This is a genomic window from Paraburkholderia sp. MM5496-R1, assembly GCF_050436205.1.
Lineage (GTDB): Bacteria > Pseudomonadota > Gammaproteobacteria > Burkholderiales > Burkholderiaceae > Paraburkholderia > Paraburkholderia tuberum.
Window position 1 is genome coordinate 3,206,529 of sequence record NZ_JBNDLT010000002.1, and the last position, 17,790, is coordinate 3,224,318.

Consider the following 17,790-nt stretch of genomic DNA (forward strand, 5'->3'; position numbering starts at 1 on the left):
GATAGATAGCCGGCTTGCCGGTTAGCTAACTTCACCTATCCTGCCCGGTATGCAACCGCTTTCGAATTGAGACCAGACATTTCCGCGATTGACATGCCGGTGTTGATTTGCCATATCCATTTCGATCAATCGAAAGAGCAACGTGCGAATGCCGCATTGGTCGAAAAAAGACCTGCTTTGTTCGACTCCAGGAAGGCAATGGCCGAGTGCAGCAAGGTTGTTGACCATTACCGAGACACTTCCTGATTGCGCGTCAGCTCGTCGGCGTATCTGCGGAAAGCTTGGTAGCCGTAGTGGATGTGTCCTTCCTCCACCAGTGCTTCCCAGATGCTCATCAGCGAATGTCCGTCATCGATGGCTGCCTGAATTTCGGTGCGCATGAGAAGAAACGCTGCGCGGTTTCTTGCGTTGCGACCAACGGCGCGCTTCAGCGCCCTCTCTGCTATGCGCTCGGATAGTGTTTTCATGGCATCAGACCGTATACCCGTGAGACGTGGCCCCCTCCCAGCTTCCCGGCCGACTGACTACCAGGCCGGCATCCTCAGCCAGCATGGCAAGAAGGCTCGCTCGGGTGAGGCGGCCGTGACTGCTGTACTGGTCGACGGATTCTTGGTGATCGTTGAGTAGCCTCACGAGCTCGTCGAGCTCGGTTGCCGTCTTGTCACTCACGGTGACGGTGAGTCGTTTCATGAGCGTCCCTCAATTCAGGTTTCGCAGGTTGTCCACAGCCTGCTGCTGGCCGCTGCGCTTCTTGTTAAATAGATTTATCTATCTTGTTAGGGTGTCCGGCTGACACTGATTCGCGGCCAATCGGTATCTGCCGGACACCAATGTGGATATGTCAGGTGTCAGGCAGACACGTATCAGCCTGAGCTGTGTACAACTTCCTCCTGCCGTCGAGCCTCGATCTTCGTTCGCAGCGACATCAGGATGTCTCGCATGTCCTGCGGCAGGCAGGCGATGTCCTGAGCGTTGAACACGACGGCGTTGCCGCTCGCGTGTGTGACGTTGACCTGTAGCCGCTCGATTTGAACAATCCTCGCCCCTGCGAAGTCGCCCGAAAATAAGACATTTCTCAGGTCGGCCGTCGCAGCCTGAACCGTCGAGGGGAGGTAATCCCATGTCGCCACCGCGGCCGGCTGCCCGGCTCCGTCCTGAATGCAAATTTTCTCGCGCAGCCGATATTCGTTGCGCCGGCCGTCGCGGGTCTTGGTGATGTATCCGAATGCCTCAAGCGTCTTCAGCTCGCGGATCACTTGGCTGCGGCTGATGCCTGACTCCGCAGAAATCGTGTCGATTGCCGGGAACGAGCGTCCGGTCTTGAAATTGGTGTGAGCCTTGATGACGAGATAGACCGTTACCGCATACGGTCCCATGCGAGCTATATCGCCGGTTTCGATCATGGAGTGGAACACGTGGAACCACGTCGTCTCCGCGCGAAACAGGTCGCCTTGCTCGTGCATGACGTTGGCTTTCATGGCTGCACCGAGAACTGCTCGTCGATCAACTTCGCGATCGCTTCGGTGCGGAAGTAAATCCGCCGTCCGATATGAACCTTCGTCGCGTTGATGTGGCGTGCCCAATCGGCGCGCGACGTGCTCAAGCTGATGCGCAGGCCTTCCGGGCTGCGGTCGAGAATCTCCGCGAGCTGATCCAGCGTTAGCAATACGGAATATCGTTCCTTCAATGCGGCAAGCGTCGTTGTCACGGTAGCTCCGGGGACATCTGCAAGTTACGTTTGGTATCGCTAGTTTTCGCTGAACTCAGCTATATTGGGCGGTAAAAGAAATTCGCCGCGAGTCCGCCGATGCCCAAAGCTTTTTCGACCCAGCTGAGTGCTGTACCTGTCCGACCGAGACGCGGTCGGCCGCCAGGATCGGTGAAGGACCGCAGAGCGCGCGTGCGCGACCGCATCCGAACTGTCGCAACGCTGAACAAGCTGCTGGTGCGCGTCACATGCGCTGAAAACGCAAGTCAATTTGCACGTTGGTTCGATGAGGCGATGCGCAAGCGGCATCCGCTGAGGGGGTGGGATACCGAGGAATCCGGGAAGTGGCGGAAGAACTTTGCCGGCACTGTGGGATTGGCTGCGGAGTCCATCGCGCACTTGGGGGAGCTTTTTCCGGACGATCGCTACTACAGCGCGTCGGATACTCGCAGGCATGCCCGTGAAATCCAGGTCGAATATAGTTTGCGTCGCTCGCCGTGTAAGCAAAGCGTGAGCGAACTGTTCGAGGTTGGCCCTGGGCGGCTCTGGCAGGCCCTCTGGGGTGGCGAGGATGCGCTTCTTGACCTATGGAGCCACTATTCCGATGAGGGACTTGATGGTTGGGGGCGCGACTCGGACTTCTCCGATGTGGTGGCTCAGCTGGAAATGAAGCTGTGGAGCAATTCGCGATGCGAGGTCGAGATTGAAGAGGAAGACCTTGGTCGCGCAATCATGCTGTATCGGCTTGAGCAGGCCGGAATGGCTGGGCGGCCAGAAGATGGCTTGGCACTCTATCTGTGCGTTCGGCTGGCTATGGCTGAGTTGTCGCCAACGTTCCGATGGCTCGGCGTATGGGATGAGCTGACGACATACGTGGTCAGTTTAGAGAGTGAACGGGTCTGGACCGATCCTCACTATGCGAGGCTCATTGAAGAGCGTTACTTCAATGGCCAGTGGTCGGACGAACTCCCGAGTTTCGTCGAAGATCCATTCCTCCTAATGTGGGAAAGGTCACGCGAAGATACGTGGTTGGCAGACCACTATCGTTTGCTGAGCGACCTTTCAACGTATCGCGTGAAGCCGGTCCAGCTTCTCGACTAGGTCTTCGGCGCGTAGGTGTGTATATCGCCGGAGCATCTGCATCGACTTGTGCCCGCTGATCGAGGCTACTTCCTGGTCGCTGAGGCCGGCTTCAACAAGCCGACTCACGGCCTCGTGACGCAGATCATGAAAACGGAAATCGACCAGCCCTGTACGTTTCTTGATCCCGTTCCAGACCTTCGTGAACTGGTACGCGCGCCGTTTCTTGTCGCGGCCTGGCTCTCCGAAAAACACCAAGTCGGTGTCGATTGGCCGAATGGGGTTGGCGAGCGCGCTTTCCAGGACTGATGCCGCGACTTTGGTCAGCGGCACCGTGCGAGCAGCATTGTTCTTGGTGTCCGTCAGTCGTACGACGCGGCGCTCCAAATCGACCTGACCACGGCGCAGACCAAGTATCTCGGATTGCCGCATGCCGGTTTCGATCGCCAGGCGCACGATCCAGCCCAGCATCGGGTTGGTGTGCTCATCGACGGCTGCAAGCAAGGTGGCTTGTTCGCGGCCGGACAGACGCCGATTTCGCCCCTCGCCGGGCCTGGGCTTACGGATGTTCGAGACAGGGTTGAAGATCAACCCGATGTGCCATTCCTTAATCGCTACGTTGAATAGGTGGCCGAGCAGGGCGAGCTCGAGGCGGACAGTGTTGTTCGCCTTGCCCTGAGCCAATCTGTCGTCTCGATACCGGCCCACGAGGTCCGGCGTGACCGCCGCAAGCGAATACTTGCCGAAGTGCTCTTTAAGCTCGCGGATGCGCGCGCCTTCGCGGCGCTGCGTGCTGGCTTTCTTGGTGGGGACGATTTCTCGCTCGTAGCGGTCGAGCGCATCGGCTACCGTGGTCTTTTCCGAGGGCGCGCGCTGGATGAACACGCCGCGTACCATCTCGTCCTCGGTGCGCCGCGCCCAATCCTCGGCATCGCGCTTCGTGCGGAACGTCTTGGCGACGGTCGGCCAACCAACGCGTCGGATGGTTGCCTTCCACGTGCCAGAGGGGGTTTTTGTCAGTGCTGCCATGGTGCTCCTTCCTTGAGGTCTGCACCGCGTATTGCACCGAATTTGCACCGCGAGAGGCCGGTAAAAGAAAAGGGCTCGCAGCGAGGCCGCAGAGCCCTTAGTGAAAAAGCCCTGTAAATCAAAGATTTACAGGGCTTTCGCATTTGGTGGCGAATCAGGGATTCGAACCCCGGACCTGCGGATTATGATTCCGTCGCTCTAACCGACTGAGCTAATTCGCCGAAAGAAGCGAGATTATGCTGGGGCCACCGGAGGCTGTCAACCCCCGGCTCACAACTTTTTCAGATAGCTCCGGCTGTCGGTCCACTCAATCCTTCGCGTAGATATCCGAGTCCTTGGTTTCGCGCACGAACAGCATGCCGATCACGAAGGTGACCAATGCGACGATGATCGGATACCAGAGCCCCGAGTAGATGTTGCCCTTCGCCGCGACGATCGCGAACGCGGTGGCCGGCAGGAAGCCGCCGAACCAGCCATTGCCGATGTGATACGGCAGCGACATCGACGTATAACGGATGCGCGTCGGGAACATCTCGACCAGCATCGCCGCGATCGGCCCGTAGACCATCGTCACGTAGATCACGAGGATCGTCAGGATCACGATGCTCATCGGCCAGTTGATCTGAGCCGGATCGGCCTTCGGCGGGTAGCCGGCGGCCTTCAGCGTCGCGGCGAGCGTCTTCTCGAACGTCTTGGCTTGCTCCTTCGCGTCGCCGGCGCGGCCGTCGAACGTGTTGACGACCGTATCGCCCACGCGGATCTGCGCGATCGTGCCGGCAGGCGCCGCGACGTTGTCGTAGTTCAGGCCGGCTCGCGACAGCGCGCCCTTCGCGATGTCGCATGAGCTCGTGAACTTCGCCGTGCCCACCGGGTTGAACTGGAACGAGCACTCGGCCGGATCGGCGATCACGACGATCGGCGACTTCGCGGTTGCCGCTTCGAGCGCCGGGTTCGTGTAGTGTGTGAGCGCCTTGAACAGCGGGAAGTAGGTGAGTGCGGCGATCAGCAGGCCGGCCATGATGATCGGCTTGCGGCCGATGCGATCCGACAGCGAGCCGAAGAACAGGAAGAACGGCGTGCCGATCAGCAGCGCGAGCGCGATCATGATGTTGGCGCTCGAACCGTCGACCCTCAGCGTCTGCGTGAGGAAGAACAGCGTGTAGAACTGGCCCGTGTACCAGACGACAGCCTGGCCGGCCGTCAGGCCGAGCAGCGCGATAATCACGACCTTCAGGTTCTTCCATTGGCCGAACGCTTCGGAAAGCGGCGCCTTCGAGGTCTTGCCCTCGGCCTTGATGCGCGCGAACACCGGCGACTCATGCAGTTGCAGGCGAATCCACACCGACACCGCGAGCAGCAGGATCGACACGACGAACGGAATGCGCCAGCCCCAGGCGCCGAAGGCGTCTTCGCCCATGAACGTGCGAATGCCGAGAATCACGAGCAGCGACAGAAACAGACCGAGCGTGGCGGTGGTCTGGATCCATGCGGTGTAGAAGCCGCGGCGGTTCGCCGGCGCGTGTTCGGCCACGTAGGTCGCGGCGCCGCCATACTCGCCGCCGAGCGCGAGACCCTGCAGCAGGCGCATCGCGATGAAGAGCACCGGCGAAGCGATGCCGATCGCCGCGTAGCCCGGCAGGAAGCCGACGAGGAACGTCGACAGGCCCATGATGATGATCGTGATCAGGAACGTGTACTTGCGCCCGACCATGTCGCCGAGCCGCCCGAATACGATCGCGCCGAACGGCCGCACCGCGAAGCCCGCCGCGAAGCTGAGCAGCGTGAAGATGAACGCCGCGGTCGGATTGACGCCGGAGAAGAAGCTCTTGCTGATGAAGGCCGCAAGCGAGCCGGCCAGATAAAAGTCGTACCACTCGAAAACCGTACCCAGCGACGATGCGAAGATCACCCGCTTCTCATCGCGCGTCATCGGCACGTGCGAGATTTGCCCGCCAACGGTAGCCATATTGTCGTCTCCAATATTGATATACACGCGGATCGCCGGCACAGGCGTTCCCGTGCAACCGATTATTGGAGTGGAAACTTACGGCGTTCTGACTCGGCGCTGAACCTGGGGGTAGTCCGGTAAGCCGACGAATAGGCGTTCAATTTCCGTCAATGTGCTGGTATGTTCCCGCAATCCACGCTGAAATATCTCAAAAAACGCTGACCGTCAAGCTGACGATCGAGGCGCGTTAGGGTAAGTCCCGTCCCGTTCGAGCACGTGCAGGCTGACGCGCACCAGTGTGCCGGCGAGCCGCGGTGACTCCTGGTAGACGTTGTCGTCGATGGCGAGCTCGCCGCCGTGCATTGCCGCAATCTCGCGCACGATCGCGAGGCCGAGGCCGCTGCCGTCGCCCTCGCGGCCCAGAATCCGGTAAAAGCGCTCGACCACACGCGAGCGCTCGCTGGCCGGAATGCCGAGCCCGGTGTCCTCGACTTCCAGGTGCACGAGCCGCGCGGGGGCGTCGTGCCGCACGCGCACGGTGATGCGGCCGCCCGTCGGCGTATAGCGGATCGCGTTGTCGATCAGGTTCGACAGCATTTCACGCAGCATCACCGGATTGCCGGCGACTTCGACCGGCTCGTCGGGCGCTTCGTAGCCGATGTCCATCTGCTTCGCGAGCGCGGCCTGCACCCATTCGCGCACCGCGCTGCGCGCGAGTTCGCCCAGTTCGAGCGGCGTGAAGATCTGCCCCGATCGACGGTTCTCCGCGCGCGCCAGCGCGAGCAATTGCGTGACGAGCCGCGCGGCCTGCTCGGAGCTCGTCGCGATCTGTTCGAGCGAGCGACGAACCTCGGCCGACGCGTTCTGGCGCAGCGCGAGCTCGGCCTGGGTGCGCAGGCCGGCCAGCGGCGTTTTCATCTGATGCGCGGCGTCGGCGATGAAGCGCTTCTGCAGCTCCATGTTCTGTTCGAGGCGCGTGAGCAGATCGTTGAACGACGTGACGAGCGGCTCGATTTCCGGCGGCGCGCGGCGCGCTTCGAGCGGCGACAGATCGTCCGGCCGGCGCGCGCGGATATGCGCCTGCAGCGCATGCAGCGGCTCGAGCCCGCGCGACAGTCCGAACCACACGAGCAGGATCGCGAGCGGCAGGATCACGAACTGCGGCAGGATCACGCCCTTGATGATGTCGTTGGCGAGCTGGCTGCGCTTGTCGAGCGTTTCGGCGACCTGCACGAGCACGGCCTGCGCGCCCGGCGTCTGCGGAAACTCGACGGTCGTGTAGGCGACGCGGATGTCGTTGCCGCGCAGCACGTCGTCGCGGAATTCGACGAGGCCCGGTGGCGGGCGGTCTTCCTCGTGCGGCAGCGGCATGTCACGCTCGCCGGCCACGAGCTCGCCGCGCGTGCCGAGCACCTGAAAGAACACGCTGTCGACGTTGTCGGCACGCAGGAAATCGCGCGTCGACTCGGGCAGCGACAGCTCCGCGACGCCGTTGACCGGATGGATCTGGCGCGCGAGGACGTAGGCATCGGTTTCGAGCGCGCGGTCGAACGGCCCGTTCGCGATCGACTTCGCGACCAGATAGGTGACCGCGAGGCTCATCGGCCACAGCAGCAGCAGCGGCGCGAGCATCCAGTCGAGAATTTCGCCGAACAGCGAGCGCGGACGCGCTTCGGCCGCGGCTTCGGTTTCGTCGGGCGGGGCGAACGGATTGGCGTAGCGCGCGTCGCGCGCCTCGTCGAGGTCCGCAGCGTGCGCCGTGGCGCGATCAGCGCGTGCGGACATCGCTGGCCTCTATTTGTAGTGGTGGCTCGCCGGCATCGCGGTGGACGACGGCGCGGTGGACGATTGTGCCGCTTGTGCCGTCTGCGGCTCGGAGCCGGCCGGGGTGGCGGGCGCGCCCGCATTCGCCGGCGGCGCCGCTTTTTCGAGACAGTAGCCGAGCCCGCGCACGGTGATGATGCGCACGCCGCTCGGTTCGATCTTCTTGCGCAGCCGGTGCACGTAGACTTCGATCGCGTTGTTGCTGACTTCCTCGCCCCATTCGCATAGATGGTCGACGAGCTGCTCTTTCGAGACCAGCCGGCCGATCCGTTGCAGCAGCACTTCGAGCAGCCCGAGTTCGCGCGCGGACAGATCGATCGCCTGGTCGTTGACGTAGGCGATGCGGCCCACCTGATCGAACGACAGCGAGCCATGCCGCACGACGGTCGGGCCGCCGCCCGCGCCGCGCCGTGTCAGCGCGCGCACGCGCGCTTCGAGTTCGTTCAGCGCGAAGGGCTTGGCCATGTAATCGTCGGCGCCGAGGTCGAGGCCTTTGACGCGTTCGTCGACGCTATCGGCGGCGGTCAGGATCAGCACGGGCAGGTTCGAATTGCGCGCGCGCAGGCGGCGCAGCACCTCGAGCCCGGACATGCGCGGCAGGCCCAGATCGAGGATCAATAGGTCGAACGTCTGCATTGACAACGCGGTATCGGCTTCTACGCCGCTTTTCACGTGATCGACCGCATAGGCCGATTGGCGGAGTGATCGAACCAGACCATCCGCGAGTATGCTGTCGTCTTCGGCAATCAGAATTCGCATGATGCGCCAGCCTGGCTTTGCCGGCACCGTGGGGGGGGGCCCCGGCGCGCAGCGGTCTCCGAACATTTTGTGGGTAGTTGGGGCGATGCGACAGTAAAAGATGCGCGTTCGCATCACAATCGCGCTTGCCAAAACTACTGTTTTTTTATACAGTGTCTGCGTTTCGTGTGATGTCCTGGAGACTCCGCTCAATTCGAGTGGAACCACGGGTGCACACCTGCCTCAGACGCCGTTCATCATAGCAAAGGACGATTCATGGAAGAAAGCAAGAAAGGCTCGGCTGGACTGACTGCTGAAAAGAGCAAGGCTCTCGCCGCCGCGCTCGCGCAGATCGAAAAGCAGTTCGGCAAAGGGTCGGTCATGCGGCTCGGCGCAGGTGAGGCAGTCGAAGACATCCAGGTGGTCTCCACCGGATCGCTCGGCCTCGACATCGCACTGGGCGTAGGCGGTTTGCCGCGCGGCCGCGTGGTCGAAATCTACGGTCCGGAATCGTCCGGTAAAACCACGCTGACGCTGCAGGTCGTCGCCGAAATGCAGAAGCTCGGCGGCACCGCGGCGTTCATCGACGCGGAACACGCGCTGGACATTCAATACGCGGGCAAGCTCGGCGTGAACGTCGCCGACCTGCTGGTCTCGCAGCCGGACACCGGCGAACAGGCGCTCGAAATCGCCGACGCGCTGGTGCGCTCGGGCTCGATCGACATGATCGTGATCGACTCGGTCGCGGCGCTGGTGCCGAAGGCGGAAATCGAAGGCGAAATGGGCGACTCGCTGCCGGGTCTGCAGGCGCGTCTGATGTCGCAGGCGCTGCGCAAGCTGACCGGCACGATCAAGCGCACGAACTGCCTCGTGATCTTCATCAACCAGATCCGCATGAAGATCGGCGTGATGTTCGGCAACCCGGAAACCACCACGGGCGGTAATGCGCTGAAGTTCTACGCGTCGGTGCGTCTCGACATTCGCCGCATCGGCTCGATCAAGAAGAACGACGAAGTGATCGGCAACGAAACCCGCGTGAAGGTCGTCAAGAACAAGGTGGCGCCGCCGTTCCGTGAAGCGATTTTCGACATCCTGTACGGCGAGGGCATCTCGCGTCAGGGCGAAATCATCGACCTCGGCGTGCAGGCGAAGATCGTCGACAAGGCCGGCGCATGGTACAGCTACAGCGGCGAGCGGATCGGTCAGGGCAAGGACAACGCGCGTGAATTCCTGCGCGAAAATCCGGATATCGCTCGGGAAATCGAGAACCGTATCCGCGAATCGCTGGGCGTCACCGCGATGGCGAACGCCGTGACCGGCGCGGACGCTGAAGTCGCGGGCGAAGAAGAGTAAGCATCAAGTGATACGCAAAGGCCGGCCGCTGTCCGGTTTCGACTCCGGACGCTATCCGGACGGCCCGCGCGACGTGGCGGACGGATCGCCTGAGTCCGGCGACCCGTTCGAACCGTTCGACGCACATGACCGTGCTGCGGGCCGCGGCCCGCAGCGTACGCGGTCTGCGCCCGCTGCAGCGTCGTCCAGCCGGGATTCCTCCGGACTCGATTCCCCAATCCCCTCCGAGGTCACCTACACCCGCTCGCGTCGCCAACCCGGCGAAGAGAAGCCGGGCCAGTCCGACAAAGACGACAGCAGAAAATCCCAACGCCCCGCCCGTTCGCTGAAAGCGCGCGCGCTCGGCTATCTGTCGCGCCGCGAATATAGCCGCGCCGACCTCGCCCGCAAGCTGAAGCCTTACGTCGAGGAAACCGATTCGCTCGACACGGTGCTCGACGCGCTGCAGGCCGAAAACTGGCTATCCGACTCGCGCTTCGCGGAAAGCCTGATCCATCGGCGCGCATCGCGGCTCGGCACGAGCCGCATTCTCGGCGAACTGAAGCAACACGCGCTCAACCCGGCGCTCGTCGAAGAGGCGAGCGCGCAATTGCGCGAAACCGAACTCGCGCGCGCCCAGGCGGTCTGGCGCAAGAAGTTCGGCCAGTTGCCGCAAACGCCGGCCGAGCGCGCGAAGCAGGCGCGCTTTCTCGCGTCGCGCGGCTTCTCCGGCGCGACGATCGGCAAGATCCTGAAGGGTATCGACGACATCGGGGACGGCGACTAACACGCCAGTCTCGACGGGTAGGGCAATTACCGCGCCGTAACCTGGCGCCAGGCCGTGCGCAATCGGGGCTGTCCCAAATACCCGTTATGCTAAACTCCAGAAGTTTTCCCAATCCGGCCTTTCCTTCCCGCATGTCGCTCTCCCCGCCAGTGTCCCGTCAGTTGCGCCATCGTCGCGCAATCAGAGCGGAAGCTTACGAGCGAGCCGATGGCCTGTGGGATGTGGAAGCGTGCCTGACCGACGAAAAGCCACGCGATGTGGCGCTTGCGTCGGGTGTCCGGCCCAATGGTCAGCCGATCCATGAACTCTGGCTTCGCATCACCATCGATCGCAAGCTCAATGTCGTCAACGCCGAGGCGTCGTCCGACTGGGTCCCCTATCCAGGGTTGTGCCAGGCCAGCAATCCCGCCTACCGTGCCCTCATCGGGCTCAATCTGTTCCACAACTTCCGTCGCGATGCTGCCCGTTTGCTGGCCGGCACGGCCGGTTGCACGCATCTCACCGAGCTGTGCGCGATCCTGCCGACCGCCGCGATCCAGGCGTTCGCCGGCGACGTATGGAACACCGATGACGGCACGCCGGGCGCGAACGCGGGTTCGGGAGACGAATCGTCCAACGGCACAGGCGAGCATTCCAACGACAAACCGCCATTCCAGCTGGGACGCTGCCACGCGCTGCGTTTCGACGGCGAGGCGGTGAAACAGTTTTATCCGCGCTGGTATGGTCATGCACCGCGTCCGGCGGAACGCGCGGCCTCGTCGGACGGCGCGGCGGCCCGCGAACGAAGCGGCGACGCGTCGGCCTGAACGGCGGCAACGGAATCGAAGTTCTATCCAACTCTCAGACTGAAGGGAATCACGCATGAAGATTCACGAGTACCAGGGTAAGGAAATCCTGCGGAAATTCGGCGTCGCGGTACCGCGCGGCAAGCCGGTCTTCTCGGTGGATGATGCGGTCAAGGCCGCGGAAGAGCTGGGCGGCCCGGTGTGGGTCGTGAAGGCTCAGATCCACGCGGGTGGCCGTGGCAAGGGCGGCGGCGTCAAGGTCGCCAAGTCGCTGGAACAGGTTCGCGAGTACTCGAACCAGATCCTCGGCATGCAGCTCGTCACGCACCAGACCGGTCCGGAAGGCCAGAAGGTGAACCGCCTGCTGATCGAAGAAGGCGCCGATATCAAGAAGGAACTGTATGTCGGTCTCGTGATCGATCGCGTTTCGCAGAAGATCGTCGTGATGGCGTCGAGCGAAGGCGGCATGGACGTCGAAGAAGTCGCGGAAAAGACGCCTGAGCTGATCCACAAAGTTGCCGTCGATCCGTCGACCGGCCTGAAGGACTCGGAAGCAGACGACCTCGCGAAGAAGATCGGCGTGCCCGACGCTTCGATCCCGCAAGCTCGCGCGATCCTGCAAGGCCTGTACAAGGCATTCTGGGAAACCGACGCATCGCTCGCCGAAATCAACCCGCTGATCCTGACCGGCGACGGCAAGGTCATCGCACTCGACGCGAAGTTCAACTTCGACTCGAACGCGCTGTTCCGTCACCCGGAAATCGTCGCGTACCGCGATCTGGACGAAGAAGATCCGGCTGAAATCGAAGCGTCGAAGTTCGACCTCGCGTACATCTCGCTCGACGGCAACATCGGCTGTCTGGTGAACGGCGCCGGCCTCGCAATGGCAACGATGGACACCATCAAGCTGTTCGGCGGCGAACCGGCGAACTTCCTCGACGTCGGCGGAGGAGCTACGACCGAGAAGGTCACCGAAGCGTTCAAGATCATGCTGAAGAACCCGAACCTGACCGCGATTCTGGTCAACATCTTCGGTGGCATCATGCGCTGCGACGTGATCGCGGAAGGCGTGATCGCGGCCTCGAAGGCCGTGTCGCTGAAGGTGCCGCTCGTGGTCCGCATGAAGGGCACGAACGAAGACCTGGGCAAGAAGATGCTCGCCGAATCCGGCCTGCCGATCATCTCGGCGGACAGCATGGAAGAGGCGGCTCAGAAGGTCGTCGCGGCTGCTTCGGGCAAGGCGTAAGCCAGCTGTCCACGGCGCATTTACCAGCTCATTTGCCAGGTTTACGAGTGGCGGCGCGCAAGCGACACAGGCGTGAAGCATCGCGCCGAGTGGCGCTACCGCGCGACGCCAAACGAACAGAGGTCAATACATGTCGATTCTGATCAACAAAGACACCAAGGTCATCACGCAGGGCATCACCGGCAAGACCGGTCAGTTCCACACGCGTGCTTGCCGTGAATACGCAAACGGCCGCGAAGCGTACGTCGCGGGCGTGAACCCGAAGCGCGCCGGCGAAGATTTCGAAGGCATCCCCATCTACGCGAGCGTCGCTGAAGCCAAGGCTGAGACGGGCGCGACCGTGTCGGTGATTTACGTTCCGCCGGCAGGCGCTGCCGCCGCAATCTGGGAAGCAGTCGAAGCCGACCTGGATCTCGCAATCTGTATCACGGAAGGCATTCCCGTCCGCGACATGATCGAGATCAAGGACCGTATGCGTCGCGAAAACCGCAAGACGCTGCTGCTCGGACCGAACTGCCCGGGCACGATCACGCCGGACGAGCTGAAGATCGGCATCATGCCGGGTCACATCCATCGCAAGGGCCGCATCGGCGTCGTGTCGCGTTCGGGCACGCTGACGTATGAAGCAGTCGGCCAGCTGACCGCGATCGGCCTCGGCCAGTCGTCGGCAGTCGGCATCGGCGGCGACCCCATCAACGGTCTGAAGCACATCGACGTGATGAAGATGTTCAACGACGATCCGGATACGGACGCCGTCATCATGATCGGCGAAATCGGCGGTCCGGACGAGGCGAACGCCGCGCACTGGATCAAGGACAACATGAAGAAGCCGGTGGTTGGCTTCATCGCTGGCGTCACGGCGCCTCCGGGCAAGCGCATGGGCCACGCCGGCGCGCTGATCTCGGGCGGTGCGGACACCGCCGAAGCGAAGCTGGAAATCATGGACGCGTGCGGTATCAAGGTCACGAAGAACCCGTCGGAAATGGCGCGTCTTCTGAAGGCGATGCTGTAAATCGAATTCGCGTGCCGTTGGCGCGCGATTTTGATACGCTTACGAACTCCTTTCGTGAGTGGGCGGTCCCGAAAAGCGGGGGAGTGCAGACTCCCCCGCTTTTTTTTGGTGCGCCAGGCATGGCGCGTAGCGCCGTGACTGGCGCTGTCCGACCCGCTGTGGTGGCGAGCCGGATGACTTGGGGGTGAAAGTCCTCTGCACACCCGGCAAGGGGAAGTGCTAGCTGAACGGCAAGGGTGTCCGTCGTAAGGCGGAATCTGAAGGAAGCCGCAGGCAAAATGCTGGCCTGACGAACAGGAAGCGGATATCAGGCGGTGTGGCGGGGTGAGCAGTCCAAGATCTGTAAAGCCCAATACTTGCACGGAACGCCACGACGTAGATCCGACAGGCATAAGCAGGAAGGTCGCGCGCATTACCCTGGGAGCCCCGTCAGTCTGCCTTGTGCTACTGGCATCGCAAGGTGCCGGGATGGGCTGGCGGGAGTCAGCAGAGGCCATAGTAGCGGCTCGGAACCGGAGCAGTGAAGGGCCGAACCTGACGAGAGTGGATAGTCACGCGTGCTCTCTGAGCGTTTGGGCACAAGTCTCGGCACAGCCGGGAGCCTGCGATCAAACTTGACGGCCGGAAGCCTGAGAGAGGTTGGGGTGTCCATTGAACGACAGGAGACACGACGAACGAAACGAAGCTCGCTGGAGCAATCCAGTCGTCAGGAAACGCCGGATACGTGATCCGTACGTCCGGTGTTGTGGGAGGACGGCGGGGGCAACCCCGCCTCCTACCCGATTCCGCGCTTGCGCCGCGGTTCTGCCCGCGCGGTCGATTTTTTCTTATGCTTTTTTCCATGCTCGAATTCTTCACGACCCTCCATTGGGGCTCGGTCTTTCAGATCATCGTCATCGACGTTCTGCTCGGCGGCGACAACGCGGTCGTGATCGCGCTCGCCTGCCGCAACCTGCCGCAGTCGCAGCGCGTGCGTGGGATCGTGTGGGGGACCGCCGGCGCGATCGCGCTGCGCGTCGTGCTGATCGCGTTCGCGGTCGTGCTGCTCGACGTGCCGTTCCTGAAGTTCGCGGGCGGCTTGCTGCTGCTGTGGATCGGCGTGCGCCTGCTCGCGCCGGCGCACGACGCTCACGACAACGTGAAGCCAGCCGACAAGCTGATCTCGGCGGTGAAGACGATCATCATCGCGGATGCGGTGATGAGCGTCGACAACGTGATCGCGATCGCGGGCGCGGCCGAAGCCGCGGAGCACGAGCACCGGTTGGCTTTGGTGATCTTTGGCCTCATCGTGAGCATTCCGCTGATCGTGTGGGGCAGCCAGCTGATTCTGAAGCTGCTCGATCGCTTTCCGGGCATCGTACTGTTCGGCGCGGGCCTGCTCGGCTGGATCGCGGGTGGTCTGATGGTCAACGACCCGGCCGGCGACCGCTGGCCGATCCTCGACACGCCAGTCGCCGAATACGGGATGAGCATCGCGGGCGCGCTGTTCGTCGTGATCGTCGGTTATCTGTTGAAGCGCCGTAACGCGAAACGTGCGGCGGTGTGAGCATGGTGCTGACGGTGCATCGCTGCCTGATTCGTGATGCCGTCCGAATGCAAGCCTGGCCATCCGGCTGACTGTGACGCGCGAGCTTCGCTCGCTACGATTGAAACGCCTGTTCCCGATCCACGGGCCAGGCGTTTCTCGTATCAGGAGTCTGCCGATGATCGTTACCCTGCCATATTCCCCTTACTCTCAATCGACGCAATCCCCGCGTAGGTCGCGCCGCGCACGCTGGCGCGCGAGCTGGTTCGCGCGCATCTGCCGCCGCTGCGGCGTCGGCTTCACGCTGATCGAGTTGATGATCGTGCTCGCGATCGTCGGCGTGATCGCGGCCTACGCGATTCCCGCGTATCAGGACTATCTGGCGCGCAGCCGGGTCGGCGAGGGCTTGTCGCTCGCGGCGTCGGCGCGGCTCGCGGTGGCCGAAAACGCCGCGAGCGGCAACGCGTTCAGCGGCGGTTATGCGTCGCCGCCCGCCACGCGCAACGTCGAGTCCATCCAGATCGACGACGACACTGGTCAGATCACGATCACGTACTCGACGCGTGTCGCGCAGGCCGGCGCAAACACCATGACGCTGGTGCCGTCGGTCCCGGACAACGTCGATGCGCCGAGCGCGCGCGTCGCGTTGAGCAAGGACGCGGTGCAGACCGGCGCGCTGACGTGGGAATGCTTTGCGAGCGGCAAGAGCGCGTCGTCGTTGCCGGCGCCGGGTTCGGGGCCGATGCCAAGCGAGGCGCCGACGCTCGCCGCGAATCTGGCGCCGCCCGAATGCCGTTCATAAGGGGCAAATGAGTGAGTGAACGAGACAGCAGCCGAGCGCTGACTGGATGAGTCGAAGCCACAACGTAAAAGGCTGATTTTCAGCCTATTTCGGCCGGACCGGCGCACAGTGCAACGAAATTTTTGTATAGTGCGCCGGTTGCTGACGCCCACCGTTGATTCGATGCCCACCCCTTTCGCACGCTACCTATCTCTCGTACTGCTGGCTCTTGCGTTGATCCTGCCCTACGCGGTTGCCAACCATACGTATCCGATCCCAACCTTCTACGCCGAATTCACCTCGCTCGCGCTGTTTCTGCTGACCGGGGCGGCCGTCGTGCTGCTGGTCGCGACCACCCGGCCGCGCGTGAGCTTCGCGTCGCCCACGGTCGCGCTCGTACCCTTGCTGTTCGGCCTCGTGCTGGTCGTGCAGACGCTGGTGCTGCCGGTCGCGGAGCCATCGATGAACTGGCTCGGCGCGGGCTTCCTGCTCGCTGCGTGGATGGCCGTGCATGTGGGCTACGGCTTCACGCGCGTGAAGCTCGACGAGACCGCGTTGCGCTGGGCGGCGGGGGCGTTGATCGTCGGCGGTCTGTTCGCAGTGTTCAGTCAGGTGATCCAGCTGTTTCACCTCGAGGCGCGCGTGGCTCCGCTCGTCGTCGCGTACAACATAACCGTCGAGCGCCGGCCGTTCGGCAACATGGCGCAGGCGAACCACCTCGCGACGTATATCGCGTTCGCGATGGCGGGCGCACTGTACCTCGTGCAGACGCGACGCATCGCGGTGCCCATCTGGCTGCTCGTGTCGACGATTTTCTCGGTCGGCCTCGCGCTGACCGTGTCGCGGGGTCCATGGCTGCAGATGGGCGTGATCGTCGTCGCCGGCTTCTGGATGGCCTTCGCGCAGACTCGCAACGAAGCGCAATTGCGCCGCAGCAACCGTGAATGGCTGGTGCCGATCGCGCTCGCGGTGCTGTTTTTCGTGGTCAATGCGCTGATCCGCTGGGCCAACGTGCGCTTTCACCTCGAACTCGCGCAGTCGGCGGCCGAACGCTTCCAGGATGCCGGCCAGATCGCGCCGCGCCTCGCGCTGTGGAAATACGGCTGGACGATGTTCAAGCAGCATCCGCTGCTCGGCGTCGGCTGGGGCGAATTTCCGAGCCATCAGTTCGAGCTCGTCAAGCAGCTGGGCGGCGTCGAAATCGCCAACAACTCGCACGACATTTTCGTCGACCTGCTCGCGAAAACCGGTCTGATCGGTCTCGCGATCGTGCTCGTGGGTCTCGTCGCGTGGCTCGTGCGCGTCGTGCGTGCGCCGCAAAGCGCCGCGCGCGTGTTCGGCATCGCGCTGATCGGCGTGCTGACGATGCATGCGCTCGTCGAGTATCCGCAGCAGTACATGTTCTTCCTGTTGCCCGCGATGTTCGTGTTCGGCCTGCTCGAAACGCGGCCGTTGCGCGCGGTGCCGGCGAATCTGTCGCTCGGTGCGTTCGCGGTGGTGGTGTTCGGCGGACTCGCCGCGCTGTATCCGGTGTATCGCGACTATGCGCGCGCCGAGGTGCTCTACTACGGCGCGCGTCCGGCCGAGCAGTACAGCGCCGATCCGTCGTTCCTGTTCGGCGCGTGGGGCGAATACGGTCTTGCGACGCTGCAGCCGATGAATCCGCTGAACCTGCAGCGCAAGCTCGCGATGCACAAGCAGGCGATCGCGCTGTTGCCGGGCGAGACGGTGCTGCGTCGCTACGCGGTGCTGCAGGCGCTGAGCGGCGATACCGCGGCGGCGCTCGATACGGTCGAGCGCTTGCGGATCTTCGCCGAGGAATTGAAAGACTGGCCGGCGCAGCTCGGCTATCTCTACCAGCTCGTCGACGAGCAGAAGTCGCTCGCGGGCTTCAAGCAGCAGTTGGTGAAGCGCTACGGCACACCGGCGGCCGATGCGACGCGGGATGACGACAGCGACGACGATTGATCGGACCGCGGAAGCTTAGGCGTGCTG

General features: G+C 63.0%; 17 protein-coding genes and 1 tRNA gene. 9 read left to right on the plus strand and 9 right to left on the minus strand.

The window, feature by feature from the left end; all coding sequences use genetic code 11:
* Positions 1 to 227: 227 nt before the first annotated feature.
* From OKW38_RS21895 to OKW38_RS21910, 4 genes are all read right to left on the minus strand, one after another.
* On the minus strand, positions 228 to 467 hold the full coding sequence (locus tag OKW38_RS21895) for a TraK family protein (protein ID WP_179095920.1): 240 nt from the start codon (positions 465 to 467) through the stop codon (positions 228 to 230).
* A gap of 4 nt (positions 468 to 471) precedes the next feature.
* Complete coding sequence (locus tag OKW38_RS21900) at positions 472 to 690, minus strand: hypothetical protein (RefSeq protein ID WP_429363021.1); 219 nt, start codon at positions 688 to 690, stop codon at positions 472 to 474.
* 173 nt (positions 691 to 863) lie between these two features.
* Positions 864 to 1,478, minus strand: a complete 615-nt coding sequence (locus OKW38_RS21905) for a helix-turn-helix domain-containing protein (RefSeq protein ID WP_421043124.1) — start codon at positions 1,476 to 1,478, stop codon at positions 864 to 866.
* Positions 1,475 to 1,708, minus strand: coding sequence for a hypothetical protein (locus tag OKW38_RS21910; RefSeq protein WP_004548065.1), 234 nt, complete (start codon positions 1,706 to 1,708; stop codon positions 1,475 to 1,477). Before OKW38_RS21910 ends, OKW38_RS21905 begins: the two co-directional genes overlap by 4 nt.
* 192 nt (positions 1,709 to 1,900) lie before the next feature.
* Here OKW38_RS21910 and OKW38_RS21915 point away from each other — a divergent pair, with 192 nt between their 5' ends.
* Positions 1,901 to 2,809, plus strand: a complete 909-nt coding sequence (locus OKW38_RS21915; protein WP_429363023.1) for a hypothetical protein — start codon at positions 1,901 to 1,903, stop codon at positions 2,807 to 2,809.
* Here OKW38_RS21915 and OKW38_RS21920 read toward each other — a convergent pair.
* From OKW38_RS21920 to OKW38_RS21940, 5 genes are all read right to left on the minus strand, one after another.
* Positions 2,771 to 3,817, minus strand: a complete 1,047-nt coding sequence (locus OKW38_RS21920) for a tyrosine-type recombinase/integrase (protein WP_429363025.1) — start codon at positions 3,815 to 3,817, stop codon at positions 2,771 to 2,773. The genes OKW38_RS21915 and OKW38_RS21920 overlap by 39 nt on opposite strands.
* Positions 3,818 to 3,961: 144 nt before the next feature.
* A tRNA-Met gene (locus OKW38_RS21925) sits at positions 3,962 to 4,038 on the minus strand.
* 86 nt (positions 4,039 to 4,124) lie between these two features.
* Positions 4,125 to 5,783 carry an MFS transporter gene (locus OKW38_RS21930; RefSeq protein ID WP_429335287.1) on the minus strand — a complete coding sequence of 553 codons (1,659 nt, stop codon included), beginning with the start codon at positions 5,781 to 5,783 and terminating at the stop codon, positions 4,125 to 4,127.
* Positions 5,784 to 5,990: 207 nt separating this feature from the next.
* Positions 5,991 to 7,550, minus strand: a complete 1,560-nt coding sequence (locus tag OKW38_RS21935; RefSeq protein ID WP_429363027.1) for a sensor histidine kinase N-terminal domain-containing protein — start codon at positions 7,548 to 7,550, stop codon at positions 5,991 to 5,993.
* 9 nt (positions 7,551 to 7,559) lie between these two features.
* On the minus strand, positions 7,560 to 8,348 hold the full coding sequence (locus OKW38_RS21940; RefSeq protein ID WP_429363028.1) for a response regulator: 789 nt from the start codon (positions 8,346 to 8,348) through the stop codon (positions 7,560 to 7,562).
* A 255-nt stretch (positions 8,349 to 8,603) separates the two neighbouring features.
* Here OKW38_RS21940 and recA point away from each other — a divergent pair, with 255 nt between their 5' ends.
* The 8 genes from recA (at position 8,604) to OKW38_RS21980 (ending at position 17,763) form a co-directional block, all read left to right on the plus strand.
* A complete protein-coding gene (gene recA / locus OKW38_RS21945; RefSeq protein ID WP_018421721.1) occupies positions 8,604 to 9,680 on the plus strand; it encodes a recombinase RecA in 1,077 nt (358 codons plus the stop codon).
* A 7-nt stretch (positions 9,681 to 9,687) separates the two neighbouring features.
* Entirely contained in the window at positions 9,688 to 10,446 is a 759-nt protein-coding gene (gene recX, locus OKW38_RS21950) for a recombination regulator RecX (protein WP_429363030.1), read from the plus strand.
* A 131-nt stretch (positions 10,447 to 10,577) separates the two neighbouring features.
* Positions 10,578 to 11,252, plus strand: coding sequence for a DUF2889 domain-containing protein (locus OKW38_RS21955; RefSeq protein ID WP_429293887.1), 675 nt, complete (start codon positions 10,578 to 10,580; stop codon positions 11,250 to 11,252).
* A 55-nt stretch (positions 11,253 to 11,307) separates the two neighbouring features.
* On the plus strand, positions 11,308 to 12,477 hold the full coding sequence (sucC, locus tag OKW38_RS21960; protein WP_013090442.1) for an ADP-forming succinate--CoA ligase subunit beta: 1,170 nt from the start codon (positions 11,308 to 11,310) through the stop codon (positions 12,475 to 12,477).
* Positions 12,478 to 12,607: 130 nt separating this feature from the next.
* Positions 12,608 to 13,489 carry a succinate--CoA ligase subunit alpha gene (sucD, locus tag OKW38_RS21965; RefSeq protein WP_013090441.1) on the plus strand — a complete coding sequence of 294 codons (882 nt, stop codon included), beginning with the start codon at positions 12,608 to 12,610 and terminating at the stop codon, positions 13,487 to 13,489.
* A gap of 841 nt (positions 13,490 to 14,330) precedes the next feature.
* Positions 14,331 to 15,035: a TerC family protein gene (locus tag OKW38_RS21970; protein WP_429363795.1), complete on the plus strand. Its 705-nt coding sequence runs from the start codon at positions 14,331 to 14,333 to the stop codon at positions 15,033 to 15,035.
* 157 nt (positions 15,036 to 15,192) lie between these two features.
* On the plus strand, positions 15,193 to 15,816 hold the full coding sequence (locus tag OKW38_RS21975; protein ID WP_187609923.1) for a pilin: 624 nt from the start codon (positions 15,193 to 15,195) through the stop codon (positions 15,814 to 15,816).
* A gap of 162 nt (positions 15,817 to 15,978) precedes the next feature.
* A complete protein-coding gene (locus OKW38_RS21980) occupies positions 15,979 to 17,763 on the plus strand; it encodes a PglL family O-oligosaccharyltransferase (protein ID WP_429363032.1) in 1,785 nt (594 codons plus the stop codon).
* Positions 17,764 to 17,790: the final 27 nt, after the last annotated feature.